The sequence below is a fragment of the Pseudomonas baetica genome, from assembly GCF_019733355.1.
In the GTDB taxonomy this organism is placed as follows: domain Bacteria; phylum Pseudomonadota; class Gammaproteobacteria; order Pseudomonadales; family Pseudomonadaceae; genus Aquipseudomonas; species Aquipseudomonas baetica_A.
On sequence record NZ_JAIHLQ010000016.1, the window covers coordinates 81,108 to 94,803 of the forward strand.

Consider the following 13,696-nt stretch of genomic DNA (forward strand, 5'->3'; position numbering starts at 1 on the left):
TCGCTGCAGCGCGTTACAGGTTGAATGCGCTCCCCTGTGGGAGTGGGCATGCTCGCGAAGGTATCTGAAGCGCAATATTTCTCACGTCAGATTGCAAAAAGCCCCGTCACAAAGGACAGGGCTTTTCACTGGCAAAACGAATAGCTGTTCTTAGAACACCACACCCTGACTGCGCAGGTAATCATCGTAGGTGCCGCTGAAGTCGGTCACGCCGTCCGGGCTCAACTCGATGATGCGAGTGGCCAGGGACGATACGAACTCACGGTCGTGGCTGACGAAGATCAGCGTGCCCGGGTAGTTTTCCAGCGCCAGGTTCAGCGCCTCGATCGACTCCATGTCCAAGTGGTTGGTCGGTTCGTCCATGATCAGCACGTTCGGCTTTTGCAGGATCAGCTTGCCAAACAGCATGCGACCTTGCTCACCACCGGAAATCACTTTGACCGACTTGAGGATCTCGTCGTTGGAGAACAGCATGCGGCCCAAAGTACCGCGGATCATTTGTTCGCCCTGAGTCCACTGACCCATCCAGTCGAACAGCGTCACGTCGTCTTCGAAGTCGTGCGCGTGATCCTGAGCGTAGTAGCCCAGTTCTGCGGCGTCGGTCCACTTGATGCTGCCGGCATCCGGGGTCAGTTCGTTGACCAGGGTGCGCAGCAGGGTGGTCTTGCCGATACCGTTCGGGCCGATGATCGCGACGCGCTCGCCCGCCTCAACCTGGAAGCTGAAATCCTTGAACAACGGCTTGCCATCGAAGCCTTTGGCCATTTTTTCGACCATGACGGCCTGGCGATGCAGCTTTTTGTTTTGATCGAAACGGATGAATGGGCTGACACGGCTCGAGGGCTTGACCTCGGCCAGTTGGATCTTGTCGATCGCCTTGGCGCGGGAAGTGGCCTGCTTGGCTTTCGAGGCGTTGGCCGAGAAGCGGCTGACGAACGATTGCAGTTCGGAAATCTGCGCTTTCTTCTTGGCGTTGTCCGACAGCAGTTGCTCGCGGGACTGGGTCGCCACGGTCATGTACTCGTCGTAGTTGCCCGGGAACAGACGCAGCTCGCCGTAATCCAGGTCAGCCATGTGGGTGCACACGCTGTTCAGGAAGTGACGGTCGTGAGAGATGATGATCATCAGGCTGTTGCGCTGGGTGAGGATGTTTTCCAGCCAGCGAATGGTGTTGATGTCCAGGTGGTTGGTCGGTTCGTCGAGCAACAACACTTCCGGATCGGAGAACAGCGCCTGAGCCAGCAATACACGCAGTTTCCAGCCTGGCGAGACTTCGCTCATCGGGCCGAAATGCTGCTCGATGCCGATACCCAGGCCCAGCAGCAGTTCACCGGCACGGGATTCGGCGGTGTAGCCGTCCATTTCGGCGAACTCGGTTTCCAGCTCGGCCACGGCCATGCCGTCTTCTTCGCTCATTTCCGGCAGCGAATAGATGCGATCGCGCTCGGCCTTGACCTTCCACAGCTCTTCGTGACCCATGATCACGGTGTCGATCACGGTGAATTCTTCGTAGGCGAACTGATCCTGGCGCAATTTACCCAGGCGCACGTTCGGCTCAAGCATGACCTGACCACCGGACGGGTCGAGGTCGCCGCCAAGGATTTTCATGAAGGTCGACTTGCCGCAACCGTTGGCGCCGATCAGGCCGTAACGGTTGCCCGCGCCAAATTTGACCGAAACGTTTTCGAAGAGCGGCTTTGCGCCGAACTGCATCGTGATGTTAGCTGTAGAAATCAAGTGTTTTTCCTGCGAAGCATTCTGAATTGCGAGGGTGCGGCCGGAGCGCTTGGCCCGAGTCAAAGTGCGCTGAAGCGGGGAGGTCCCGTCATCAACCAAGGGGGGCGCGTAAAGTTTGGCGGCGATTGTACTGGTCTGGCTCTTTAAACGATAGGGCGAACACGCCACGAACGCCGATTGGCACAATCGCGGGACAGTTTTTCACAGATGAAGGCTCACTATCGGTTACAAAGTGTGGCTAAAATGCCATCCATTCACCTAGCGCCCTAGAACGGCGCGGGCTCAAGGACGTGCCATGTGTACTCAGACCACTGCATAAGACGCCAGAGTTCAGGCTCCCGGGTGCGCGCAGTTTGTTCACTTCTGACGTGTGACGATTTTTCGTGAAACTCATCATTGCTGCTATTTATGTCATTTCCATTGCATACGTTCACTTGCGTGGCCGCGTGCGCCACAAACTGGGCCGGCAACTGAGTGATCACTCGACGTTTCTCGCGCCGATCAATTGCTTCCTCTATCTGTTCTCGAAGAAGCCGAACAAGCCTTACCTTGATCCGGCAGACTTTCCTGATCTGAGCCCATTGCAAGCCCATTGGAAGGAGATCCGCGAAGAAGGGCAGAATCTGCTGCAAGCTGGCGAGATCAAACGTTCCGATCAATACAACGATGTGGGTTTCAACTCGTTCTTCAAAACCGGCTGGAAGCGGTTCTACCTGAAGTGGTACGGCGACAGCCACCCGTCGGCGATGAAGTTGTGCCCACGAACGACCGAGCTGGTACAGAGTATCGGCTCGATCAAGGCAGCGATGTTCGCCCAGTTACCGCCGGGATCGAAACTGGTGCGCCACCGTGATCCTTATGCCGGTTCTTATCGTTATCACTTGGGCCTTGAAACGCCGAACGATGAGGGTTGCTATATCAATGTCGACGGCGAGAACTATCATTGGCGCGATGGCGAAGCGGTGATGTTCGACGAAACGTTCATTCACTATGCTGAAAACAAGACCGACCAGAACCGGATCATCCTCTTCTGTGATATCGAGCGGCCGCTGAAGTATCAATGGGCCGCAGCGTTCAATGGCTGGTTTAGCCGCACTGTGATGTCGGCAGCGGGTGCGCCGAATGATGCGGGTGACCGTACTGGCGGGATCAACCGGTTGTTTACCAAGATCTACAAGATTCGTTTGCGCGGCAAAGAGCTGAAAAAGCGCAATCGCAAGCGGTACTACATGGAAAAGTGGGCGATTTTCGGTGGTTTGCTGGCTGTCTTCATCTTGATCTGATGAATATAGAGCGGCCACCGACGCCTTCGCGAGCAAGCCTGCGTCTTTGCCGAGTGTAAGAGCCAGGCTGATTTATCCGGGTGATCTTCAGGTGGCCTGCGACTCAGGGCGAAACTTTCCCGCCATTTGGCGGCTTCCGGGGGTTTTGTCAAGCCGTGTTACATGTTGTTTAAAGGCCATGGGTTAACAAATCCGAACCCTGGGCGTAGCGTGGACTCGAAGGCTTTATTCCATGCCCATCGAGAGGCCACCCCATGAACCGAATTATGCTTGGCATCGCTGTCATGACACTCAGTAGCGGTCTGGTTCATGCGGATGTCGTGCTGGCGCAAAGCCCTACCGGCAACAGCAACAACCCCTACAACAGCCCAATCCGCCGGGCCAACCCAAACAGCATGCAGGGCACGCAGCCCAGCGCCCCGCCAATGCGAGGGCCAAACACCCTACCGACGCCACGTCCGCCCACGGTCGAGAATCGTGGTATTGGCAACGGCCAGCCGATTCGCTCGTCGCCAAGTCAGTCGCCCACGTTCATTCCCAACCCTCCCTCGCGGGATTCCGGCAGTCACCGCTGAACGGCAGGACTGCTGTTCTGCCAGCCTCTGAACCGAACAAAAGGACTCGTGCATGTTGCATAAAACCCTCCTGGCCAGCCTGTGCGTCAGCGCACTGATCAGTGCTCCGGTCTTGGCCGCTACCCAAGAATTGCAAAGCGAGCAGGGCACCCTCGAAGTCACCACGATTATCCAAGGACTCGAGCATCCGTGGGCGCTGGCCTTTCTGCCGAATCGCGGGGGCATGCTGGTGACCGAGCGACCGGGCAACCTGCGGGTGGTCGGTACAGAGGGTCAATTGTCTGCGCCTATCAACGGCGTACCGAAGGTCTGGGCCAAGGGGCAGGGCGGTTTGCTGGATGTCGTGCTGTCACCAGATTTTAAACAGGACCGGCTGATTTACCTGTCGTACGCCGAAGGCGGCGGCGTCGGGGGCAAGGCCGGGACGGCCGTCGGGCGTGGCCGGCTGTCGGACGATCTGAAGACGTTGAAGGACTTTAAAGTGATCTTCCGCCAAGAGCCGAAACTCTCTGTCGGCAACCATTTCGGTTCACGACTGGTGTTTGATCGCGAGGGTTATCTGTTCATCACCCTGGGCGAAAACAACGACCGGCCCACCGCGCAGGATCTCGACAAGCTGCAAGGCAAAGTCGTACGTATCTACCCCGACGGCAAAGTACCGGACGACAATCCATTCGTGGGTCAGTCTGGCGTGCGGCCCGAGATCTGGTCGTACGGCCAGCGCAATCCACAGGGCGCAGCACTCAATCCGTGGACCGGCACGCTTTGGGAGAATGAACACGGGCCGCGCGGAGGTGATGAGATCAACATCATCGAGCGGGGGAAAAACTACGGTTGGCCACTGGCGACTCACGGCATTAACTATTCCATGCAGCCGATCCCGGAAGCTCAGGGTAAAACCGCTGAAGGCACGATCGCGCCGCATCATGTGTGGGAGAAGTCGCCAGGCGTATCGGGGATGGCGTTTTACGACAGCGACCGTTTTAAACCGTGGCAGCACAACGCGTTTATCGGCGCGCTGGCGACACAGGAGCTGATTCGCCTGCAGTTTGATGGCGACAAGGTGGTGCATGAGGAGCGCTTGCTCGGCGAACTCAAGCAGCGCATCCGTGACGTACGGCAAGGGCCGGATGGCTACCTGTACGTGTTGACGGACGAGGAGAATGGTTCGCTGTACAGAATCGGTCTGAAGTAACCCGCTGTGGCGAGGGAGCCTGTTCCCTCGCCACACACCGGTGCAGAGGCCGCATAACTCAACTCAGTCCCGCATTTGGCCGAACCGCCACCGCGATGCCTTGTTATAGTTCTGGCTTCATTTTCAGCCCGGTAAAGGATCACTGCCATGTCTCAATACACCGCCTTCAGTGTCGAACTGGCCAACAATATCGCTCATGTGCAGATAAACCGTCCGGAAAAAATCAACTCGATGAACGCCGCTTTCTGGAGCGAGATCGTCGAGATTTTCCAGTGGATCGACGACACAGACGAAGTGCGCGTGGTGGTGCTCAGCGGTAATGGCAAACACTTTTCCTCCGGCATCGACCTGATGATGCTCGCCGGCGTCGCCAATGAATTGGGCAAGGACGTCGGTCGCAATGCGCGCCTGCTGCGCCGCAAGATCCTGACCCTGCAAGCCTCGTTCAACGCCGTCGACAACTGCCGCAAACCAGTGCTGGCAGCCATTCAGGGGTACTGCCTGGGCGGCGCGATTGATCTGATCGCCGCGTGCGACATGCGCTACGCCGCCGAAGACGCGCAATTCTCGATCAAGGAAATCGATATCGGCATGGCCGCTGATGTTGGCACATTGCAACGGTTGCCGCGGATCATCGGAGACGGCATGCTGCGTGAGCTGGCTTACACCGGTCGCACATTCGGCGCTGAAGAAGCGCGCAACATCGGTCTGGTCAATCGTGTTTACAGCGATAAGGATGTGCTGCTCGAAGGCGTTTTCGATATCGCCCGCGACATCGCTTCCAAGTCGCCTATCGCGGTCACTGGCACTAAAGAAATGATCAGCTACATGCGCGACCATCGCATCGACGACGGTCTCGAATACGTTGCCACCTGGAACGCCGCCATGTTGCAATCCACCGATTTGCGCGTGGCCATGGCCGCCCATATGAGCAAACAGAAACCCGAATTTCTGGATTGAGAAACCATGACATCTCGCTGGACCACTGCAGTACTGGACACTGATCAACCCGGCGGTTGGGCGGTGGCGCGCAGCCCCGAAGGCTTTCTGTTCGATGACAACGGCGCACTATTCCCCCGGGAATGGATCAAGCGTCAGGACCTGTCGATCCTCGCCGAACATGGCATTGGCCATCTCGATGGCGAGCCGGTGTACCTGCTGGAATTACGCAGTGCCAGCGAGGTGCCGGGTTGCAACTGGAAAGGTCTGCGGGCGTTCATGCTCGATGGCGATCACACGATCTATAAAGTCTTGGGCTACGCCGCGCAGATCGGCACCTGGGCCCGAGAACATCGCTTCTGCGGCAATTGCGGGCAAGCGATGACGCAGGTGCCACGCGAACGTGCGATGTATTGCCAGTCGTGTGATCTGCGCAGTTACCCGCGCATTTCGCCGAGCATGATCGTACTGATTACCCGTGGCGACGAGATTCTGCTGGCCCGTTCACCACGCTTTGTCACCGGGGTTTACAGCACGCTGGCAGGTTTTGCCGAACCGGGTGAGTCGGCCGAAGATTGTCTGATTCGCGAAGTGCGTGAAGAAGTGCAGATCGAGGTGAAGAACATTGAGTATCTGGGCAGCCAGTGCTGGCCGTTCCCGCACTCGATGATGCTGGGGTTTCACGCCGAATACGCCGGCGGTGAAATTGTCTGTCAGGAAGACGAGATCGAAGACGCCCAGTGGTTCAACGTGCATGATCTGCCGCCGTTACCGGCGTCAAAATCGATTGCTCGTTACCTGATTGACGTCTACGTGGCGCGGCGCTTAGGCCACGCTGAACCAGTGCTGCCAGGCTAGGCGTACGGTCAACCCCAATACCACGGTGATGAACACCGGGCGAATGAATTTGGCGCCGCCGCTGATCGCGGTGCGTGCGCCAAAGAACGCGCCGACCATCACCGACAGGCCCATGCTCAGGCCGATGATCCAGTCCACCTGCCCGGAAAACACGAACACCGACAGCGCCGCAATGTTGCTGACGAAGTTCATGCTGCGCGCCACTCCGCTGGCCTTGACCAGGTCGATAGGGTAGAGCAGCAAGCTGCTGACGGTCCAGAACGCACCCGTGCCGGGGCCGGCCACACCGTCGTAGAAACCAAGGCTGAAGCCTTGGGTTGATTGCCATTTCTTTTTGATCGGTGCGTCGCTGTCCAGCGGCGCTTTTGGTGTGCCGCCGAATAACAGGTACAAGCCGCAGGCGAAGACGATCACCGGGAGCATTTTGTTCAGCCATTCCGCGGGCAGGTAATGGGCGACGATGGCGCCCGCCAGCGCGCCGACCAATGTGCCAACAATCGCGTGCACCCACTGTCTTGGATGAAACAGTTTGCGTCGGTAGAAGGTGAAACTGGCGGTGGCCGAGCCGAAGGTCGAACTGAGTTTGTTGGTGCCCAGCACCAGATGCGGCGGCAGGCCGGCCGTCAGCAGGGCGGGCGTGGTCAACAAGCCGCCACCGCCAGCGATGGCATCGATGAATCCGGCGATGAAAGCGACGATGGCCAGAATGGCCAGAGTGGTGAGGTCAACGCTGAGTTCAAAAGGCATGGAGTCGGCTTAACTTAGGCAGGGTGCAGCTCTATGCTGCGGGGAGGATCGCCATGTTACTCATTTCCAAGTGTTGCCGCGAGCCGCTAGCCTGCTCGCGAAAGCGGTGTGTCAGCGACAGAAATTCTGGCTGACAAGACGCCTTCGTGAGCAGGCTCACTCCCACATCGCGTTCTTCGTGAGATTACAAACCAAGATCAGACAGCCCAGGATGATCATCCGGGCGCCGGCCCAGCGGCCAGTGAAATTTGCGCTCGCTTTCCTTGATCGGCATGTCGTTGATGCAGGCATAGCGCTGGAACATCAAACCATTCTCATCGAACTCCCAGTTTTCGTTGCCGTAAGACCGGAACCAGTTACCCGAATCGTCATGCCATTCGTAGGCGTAGCGCACGGCAATGCGCGTGTCAGAGTAGGCCCAGAGTTCCTTGATCAAACGGTAATCCAGTTCCTTGGCCCATTTGCGAGTCAGGAACGCCTTGGCTTCTTCGCGATTGTGAGCAAATTCGGCGCGGTTACGCCATTGAGTGTCGAGTGTATAAGCCTGCGAGACCTTTTCCGGATCGCGAGAGTTCCAGCCGTCTTCGGCCAAACGAACTTTCTCGATCGCCGATTCACGGTTGAAGGGTGGCAATGGTGGACGCACCTGAGCTGCTGTAGACATGTTCAATCTCCCGATAAATTCAACGTTTAAACAACTTGCCTGGCTTATTAAGGTGTTACAGGTCCAACAACTTTCGCGCCATGCATTGCGCATTATCGGCGGCACTGTGGTCACCCATCACAAGCGCTACGGTAATGGCGCCGTCAATCAGGATCAGCATCTGTTTGGCCAGCAGTTGCGGATCCTTGGCGCCATGTTCGGTACATAGCTCGCACACATAGTCGAGCAGCTTCTGTTTGTGGTCTTTGGCGACCTGGCGCACCGGGTCCTGTGGGTCGCCGGTTTCGCCGCTGGTATTGATGAACGCACAGCCGCGGAAACCTTCCGAAACGAACCAGCCCTTGAGCACGGTAAACAGGTTGAGCAAGCGATCGGCTGGAGTTTCGGCCTGATCGACTGCGTTTCGGTACCAGTGCATCCAGCGCACGTCACGGCGTTGCAGGGCGGTGACGGTCAGATCCTCTTTGTTGGCGAAGTAGCGGTAGATACTTTTTCTGGAGACACCGGCGGTTTTCACCAGAAGATCCATGCCCGTGGCTGCAATGCCACTTTTATAGATCAGCTTTTCGGTGACATCCAGAATGATGTCGCGTGTCGATGTGTCAGTGATTGAGTTCATGCAGCAAAAAGTAGAACGATCATTCTTCTTGGTCAAGCGCTGATTTCAGGAGGGCGTTTTCGAGCAAGCCCGCTCTTGCAGTGGGTCGCCTTTCAAGGGAGGGAGTGCGCTTGCTCACGAAGGGGTTATTGCACCCAGTAACAAGACCCGAACGAGTCGATGGTGTAAGCTCCCGGGTTCTTCGGATTCGACCCATTGCGAGCCCTATGCCGTTGCTTTTCAAACGTTCTCTGCTGCCTAAATTGCGCAGCTTTCCGCTGACCGCCGAGGCCGTGACCATTCTGTCCGGTGCCGCCGAGTTCCGTCGTTGCCTGCTGGAAAAAATCGCCGAGGCGACCCAGCGCATCGTCATCGTCGCGCTTTATTTGCAGCAAGACGAAGCCGGTCAGGAAATACTCGATGCCTTGCACGCCGCCAAACTCAAGCGTCCCGAGCTTGAAATTGCAGTGGTGGTTGACTGGTTGCGCGCCCAGCGCGGGTTGATCGGTGCCGGCAAGCAGCCGGGTAACTCGGCGTGGTATCAGGAGATGACCCGCACCCATCAGAGCGAAGTGCCGGTTTACGGTGTGCCGGTGCAGACCCGCGAATTGTTTGGCGTGTTGCATTTGAAGGGCTTCGTGATCGACGATTGCGTGGTCTACAGCGGTGCGAGCCTGAACAACGTTTATCTGCACAAGTTCGACAAGTACCGTTTCGACCGCTATCACGTCCTGCACAGCCCTGAGCTGGCGGATTCGATGCATCATCTGGTCAAGCATGGCCTGATCGAATCCAAAGCGGTGCACCGTCTTGATTTGCCGAACCTGCCGACCACCCGTAGCCTGCGCAACTATATTGGCGATCTGCGCAGTCGACTCAAATACGCGGCATACGACACCAGCGCCGGCAGCACGGCGCACACCGGCCTATCGGTCAGCCCGTTGCTTGGCGTCGGCAAGAACAACCCGCTGAACCGGGTGATTCTCGAGTTGATCGCCAGCGCGCAAACGCAACTGACCATCTGCACGCCGTACTTCAACCTGCCGTTGGGCGTGATCCGTGAGGTCAACCGTGCGCTGGCTCGCGGCGTGAAGATCGACATCGTGGTGGGCGACAAGACCGCCAACGACTTTTACATCCCGCCAAGCGAGCCGTTCAAGATCATCGCGGCGTTGCCATACTTGTACGAGATCAGCTTGCGCCGCTTCGCCAAACGGCATCAGCGCAACATCGACAGCGGCCAGTTGAACCTGCACCTGTGGCGTGACGGTGACAACACCTATCACCTCAAGGGCATGTGGATCGATCAGCGCTATACGCTGCTGACCGGCAACAACCTCAATCCACGGGCGTTCCGTCTGGATCTTGAAAACGCGCTGTTGATTGATGATCAGCAAGGCGAGTGGCTGGAGCCGCGCGCGAAGGAGTTGGAGCAGATATTCCGCCACACCACGCGTATCGAGAGTTTCCAGAATCTGGAAACCTTGCCGGAGTATCCGAGCGGGGTGGCGAAGTTTCTCAAGCGCGTGAGCCGGGTGCGGATTGAGCGGTTGCTCTACCGGATTTTGTAAGGCTTCAAGTGATTCGGTGCGGCTACAACCGCTTTCGCGAGTAAGCCCGCTCCCACAAGAGGGCTGTGTTGACCACAAATGTGGTGATTGACACAGCTCCAATGTGGGGGCGGGCTTGCTCGCGAAGGGGCCGAATCAAACGCTATAAAAAACTCAGTTCAGACCCAGCTTTCCACGTAAGGTCGACAGGTCTTCAGCCAAGGTATTCACCGGCCCGACCAGCGCTTTGCGGTCGTTATCCTTCACCTTGTCATACGTCTCGAAACCACCGTCCGTGGTCTTGTACTTGGCCAGCACCTTGTCCACGGAGGCGAAGTTCTTGTCCACTTTGGCGACGAAAGCCTTGTCTTGCTTCTCAATCTGCGGACGGAACAAATCAACGATTTTCTTCGCGCCGTCGATGTTGCCCTGGAAGTCGTACAGGTCGGTGTGACTGTAACGATCTTCTTCTCCGGTTATCTTGGTCGCGGCGACTTCCTCAAGTAGCGCTGCTGCACCACCCACCACCTTCTCAGGCGGGAAGGTCAGCCCGGCCACGCGGCTTTGCAGGTCTTTGACGTCTTTGTTCAAACCATCCGCCAAAGTATCCAGACCTTGGGTGCTCTTTTGCGAAAACAGCGAATATTCGATGCGATGGAAACCGGTGAAATCTTCCGCTTTCACGCCTTTTTCGTGGTCGTCGACACGCGAATCGATAGACGCATCAAGGTCACTGAACAGCTCGGCAATCGGTTCGATCGACTCGTAGTAAACGCGGGTCGGTGCATAGAGCTTCTGCGCAGTCGCCAGGTCGCCTTTCTTCACCGCATCGGTGAATTGCTGAGTGTGGTTGGCCAGTTCATCGAGTTGTTCGGTGACGTAGATCTTGTAGTCCGAAACCGGCCCGACCAGATCCAGCGGAGCGGTCGCTGCGAAAGCCGACAGTGGGGTGTTGAGCAAGCCAAGGGCAAGTAATAGCGCGAGTGGCGTCTTTTTCATGGGGCGGCTCCAGTGTCTTGATTGTTTTAGGCAGCGGTTTTCGGTTGTGTGGCGTCAAGCAGCGAGCGACCGATGAAGTCCTTGTCGCCCGTAACGCCCGCAAGGGTGAAGAAGTAACCGCCCCCGACGGGTTTTAGGTATTCCTCAAGCGGTTCGCCGTTGAGGCGGGTCTGCACGGTGATAAAGCCTTTCTCCAGGTCGGCCTGGTAGCAGATGAACAGCAACCCCATGTCGAGTTGCCCGTTCTTGTTTACCCCGTTGGAATAGTTGAACGGCCGGCGCAGGATCAGGTTGGCTTGGCTCGCAGCGGTACGCGGGTTAGCCAGGCGGATGTGCGCGTCGAGTTTGGTCAACTTGCCGGCCGGGTCTTTGCTGTAATCCGGGACTTCGGTCTCATGCTGGGCACCCATCGGCGCGCCAGTGGTTTTGACCCGACCGATGATGCTTTCCTGTTCCTGCAATGGCGTGCGATCCCAGCGCTCGACGAAGTTGCGGATGATCCGCACTGCTTGATAACTGCCATGGGCGGCCCAAGCGGGTTCATCGCTGTCCGGCTGCACCCAGACCACGCGGTCCATCGCTTTGCCGTCGTTGGAATCGGGGTTGGCTGAGCCATCACGGAAGCCAAGGAAGTTGCGCGCCGACTGCGCCGGCACACCGGGTTTGGCAGGGGCTTGTGGCGGTACGCTGCCTTCCTGTTTCCAGCGCACCAGCAGCAGGTCCGGCAGGCTTTTCACAATGTCGCGCAGGGCGTGGATGTTGGTGTCGGCGGTGTTGGCGCAAAACTGCAGGCTCAAGTCGCCGTGGCAGCAGTCGGCGTCCAGTGCATCGTTGGGGAAACCGACCATGCGGATCAGACGCTTGGGTTTGGCGTCGGCTAGGCCGAAGCGCTCATCGAACAGCGACTCACCCACTGAAACGGTAATGGTCAGGTTGTCCGGGGTGACCACTGGGCCGAGGATGCCGGAATCCGGTGGCGGCAGTTTCGGGTCAATCTGTGCCACGGGGCCTCCCTTCATCAGGAAGGCGATGCGCTCGTTGAGGGTGCGAAACAGTCGTTCGAGGTCTTCGCGATCACTGGCCAGTACATCGAACGACACCAGCATGCCCGACGCCGGGCGCGGGGTGACGATGCCGGTCTGGTGCATGCCGTGGAAGTCGTGGCGGTCTTCAGTCTTTTCGCTACTCGGGGCTTCGGTGACTTGTGCCGTTGCGGCGGCCATGGCCGGGCAGCTCAAGGCCGATCCGGCCAGTGCGACACCCGCGGCACCCATGCCCATCAGGACACGGCGACGTTGCAGGTTGAGTTGTTCTGAATCTTTCATCGGTACTCGTCTTCTGCTTACAGGCCGGAGAGGCCGAGGGCGGGATCGATGCCATCAAGCGCGTTGGCCAGAGCCTGAGCCTTGTCGGCAATCTGTTTGCGTTGTTCGCCGCTGACCGTGTCGTAGCGGGCGTAGCCGTCCTTGATCTTGTAGGTGTTGAGTTCGGTATCGAAGTCCGCCAGAGCCTTGTCGACTTTCGGTAACAGATCGGCAGCAGACTTGCTCAGCATCGGTCGCAGCAGGTCCACGACTTTGTGTGCGGTTTGCAGGTTCGCGGCAAAACCGTTGAGGTCGCTGTGGCTGTAGCGTTCCTCTTCACCGCTCGCAGCACGCACGTCAGCCAGTGTGTTGAGGTTGCGCACGACGATGTTTACCAACTGCTCCGGCGGCAGGGTTTGCGCCAGCAATTGCTGTTTGAGCGCGGTGACGTCGCTCAGCAGGCGTTGCGCAACGGGCGCCAGTTCGTCGAGTTTGCGTTGCTGGAACAGGCCGTATTCGATGCGATGGAAACCGACGAAGGCTGGGTCCTGCTCGCGTTTTTCGAAGTAATCGGCGCGAGCGTTGATGCTGTTATCCAGTTCGGCCAGACGCTGAGCGGCCGGGGCCAGACGTTGATACGCGGTGCGCGCTGGCAGATACAGCGCCTGAGCCTGGCTCAAGTCGCCGCTGTCAATCGCCTGGTTCAGTGCGGTGACAGCTTTGATCAGTGCGCTGCCCTGGCTGGCCAGATACACGCGGAACTCCGACAACGGCCCGACGAAAGCGACCATCGACGGCTTGGCCTTGGCGGCGGCGTCAGAAGCGGCGGTCGGCGTTACGTGCAAAGTGCCGCGCGGATTACTCAGCAGGCCACAAGTGATTGCGTAATCGCCGGGTTGCAGGTTGGCGTTGATCACCTGACTCAGGCCCGGCGCAATATTCTCGCGCTCCTCGACCACCAGCACGCCGTCGAGGATTTCCCATTCCACTGCCCGCTCGGAGCGGTTGACGATGCGGAAACTGGCGCGGCCGGCCGGTACGCTCAACTCATTGGGCTCGCAGTTGCCCGGATGAATGTTGATCACCACTTCGTTGAGGTTGTGCTGTCGCTTGGCCGCCGCCAATTGCGAGGCGTAATAGAACAGGCCACCGGCGGCGACCATCACGATCACCGAGCCGGCCACCGCCCAACGCAAGGCGCGGGGAGGCGAGGCCTGGGGAGACATAGGCTTTGACATGGATGCCCT

At 58.2% G+C, this 13,696-nt stretch carries 13 protein-coding genes; 6 read left to right on the top strand and 7 right to left on the bottom strand.

The window, feature by feature from the left end; all coding sequences use genetic code 11:
* Positions 1 to 150: 150 nt before the first annotated feature.
* A complete protein-coding gene (locus tag K5E40_RS16125) occupies positions 151 to 1,737 on the bottom strand; it encodes an ABC-F family ATPase (RefSeq protein WP_187681360.1) in 1,587 nt (528 codons plus the stop codon).
* Positions 1,738 to 2,120: 383 nt separating this feature from the next.
* On the opposite strand from K5E40_RS16125, the gene lpxO reads away from it, so the two are divergent.
* The 5 genes from lpxO (at position 2,121) to nudC (ending at position 6,587) form a co-directional block, all read left to right on the top strand.
* Positions 2,121 to 3,020, top strand: coding sequence for a lipid A hydroxylase LpxO (gene lpxO, locus K5E40_RS16130; protein WP_221731674.1), 900 nt, complete (start codon positions 2,121 to 2,123; stop codon positions 3,018 to 3,020).
* Between the two features lie 254 nt (positions 3,021 to 3,274).
* A complete protein-coding gene (locus tag K5E40_RS16135; RefSeq protein ID WP_221731675.1) occupies positions 3,275 to 3,595 on the top strand; it encodes a hypothetical protein in 321 nt (106 codons plus the stop codon).
* Positions 3,596 to 3,647: 52 nt separating this feature from the next.
* Positions 3,648 to 4,790: a PQQ-dependent sugar dehydrogenase gene (locus K5E40_RS16140; protein WP_221731676.1), complete on the top strand. Its 1,143-nt coding sequence runs from the start codon at positions 3,648 to 3,650 to the stop codon at positions 4,788 to 4,790.
* A gap of 147 nt (positions 4,791 to 4,937) precedes the next feature.
* Positions 4,938 to 5,750: a crotonase/enoyl-CoA hydratase family protein gene (locus tag K5E40_RS16145; protein ID WP_221731677.1), complete on the top strand. Its 813-nt coding sequence runs from the start codon at positions 4,938 to 4,940 to the stop codon at positions 5,748 to 5,750.
* Positions 5,751 to 5,756: 6 nt separating this feature from the next.
* Positions 5,757 to 6,587, top strand: a complete 831-nt coding sequence (gene nudC / locus K5E40_RS16150; protein ID WP_221731678.1) for an NAD(+) diphosphatase — start codon at positions 5,757 to 5,759, stop codon at positions 6,585 to 6,587.
* Here nudC and K5E40_RS16155 read toward each other — a convergent pair.
* From K5E40_RS16155 to K5E40_RS16165, 3 genes are all read right to left on the bottom strand, one after another.
* The gene (locus K5E40_RS16155) at positions 6,555 to 7,334 is read right to left on the bottom strand and encodes a TSUP family transporter (protein WP_221731679.1); all 780 of its coding nucleotides are present in this window, start codon (positions 7,332 to 7,334) and stop codon (positions 6,555 to 6,557) included. The two genes, nudC and K5E40_RS16155, sit on opposite strands and share 33 nt — an antisense overlap.
* Before the next feature lie 184 nt (positions 7,335 to 7,518).
* Entirely contained in the window at positions 7,519 to 7,998 is a 480-nt protein-coding gene (locus K5E40_RS16160) for a nuclear transport factor 2 family protein (RefSeq protein ID WP_221731680.1), read from the bottom strand.
* 55 nt (positions 7,999 to 8,053) lie between these two features.
* Entirely contained in the window at positions 8,054 to 8,617 is a 564-nt protein-coding gene (locus K5E40_RS16165; RefSeq protein ID WP_221731681.1) for a TetR/AcrR family transcriptional regulator, read from the bottom strand.
* 206 nt (positions 8,618 to 8,823) lie between these two features.
* Here K5E40_RS16165 and pssA point away from each other — a divergent pair, with 206 nt between their 5' ends.
* On the top strand, positions 8,824 to 10,167 hold the full coding sequence (pssA, locus tag K5E40_RS16170) for a CDP-diacylglycerol--serine O-phosphatidyltransferase (RefSeq protein ID WP_221731682.1): 1,344 nt from the start codon (positions 8,824 to 8,826) through the stop codon (positions 10,165 to 10,167).
* Positions 10,168 to 10,320: 153 nt separating this feature from the next.
* Here the strand turns inward: pssA and efeO (K5E40_RS16175) are convergent, their stop codons facing one another.
* The 3 genes from efeO (K5E40_RS16175) to efeO (K5E40_RS16185) are packed head-to-tail and all read right to left on the bottom strand — an operon-like array spanning position 10,321 to position 13,687.
* Positions 10,321 to 11,145 carry an iron uptake system protein EfeO gene (gene efeO, locus K5E40_RS16175; protein WP_221731683.1) on the bottom strand — a complete coding sequence of 275 codons (825 nt, stop codon included), beginning with the start codon at positions 11,143 to 11,145 and terminating at the stop codon, positions 10,321 to 10,323.
* Positions 11,146 to 11,171: 26 nt separating this feature from the next.
* Positions 11,172 to 12,470: an iron uptake transporter deferrochelatase/peroxidase subunit gene (efeB, locus tag K5E40_RS16180; RefSeq protein WP_221731684.1), complete on the bottom strand. Its 1,299-nt coding sequence runs from the start codon at positions 12,468 to 12,470 to the stop codon at positions 11,172 to 11,174.
* Between the two features lie 17 nt (positions 12,471 to 12,487).
* Positions 12,488 to 13,687, bottom strand: a complete 1,200-nt coding sequence (gene efeO / locus K5E40_RS16185) for an iron uptake system protein EfeO (protein ID WP_221731685.1) — start codon at positions 13,685 to 13,687, stop codon at positions 12,488 to 12,490.
* Between the last annotated feature and the right edge of the window lie 9 nt (positions 13,688 to 13,696).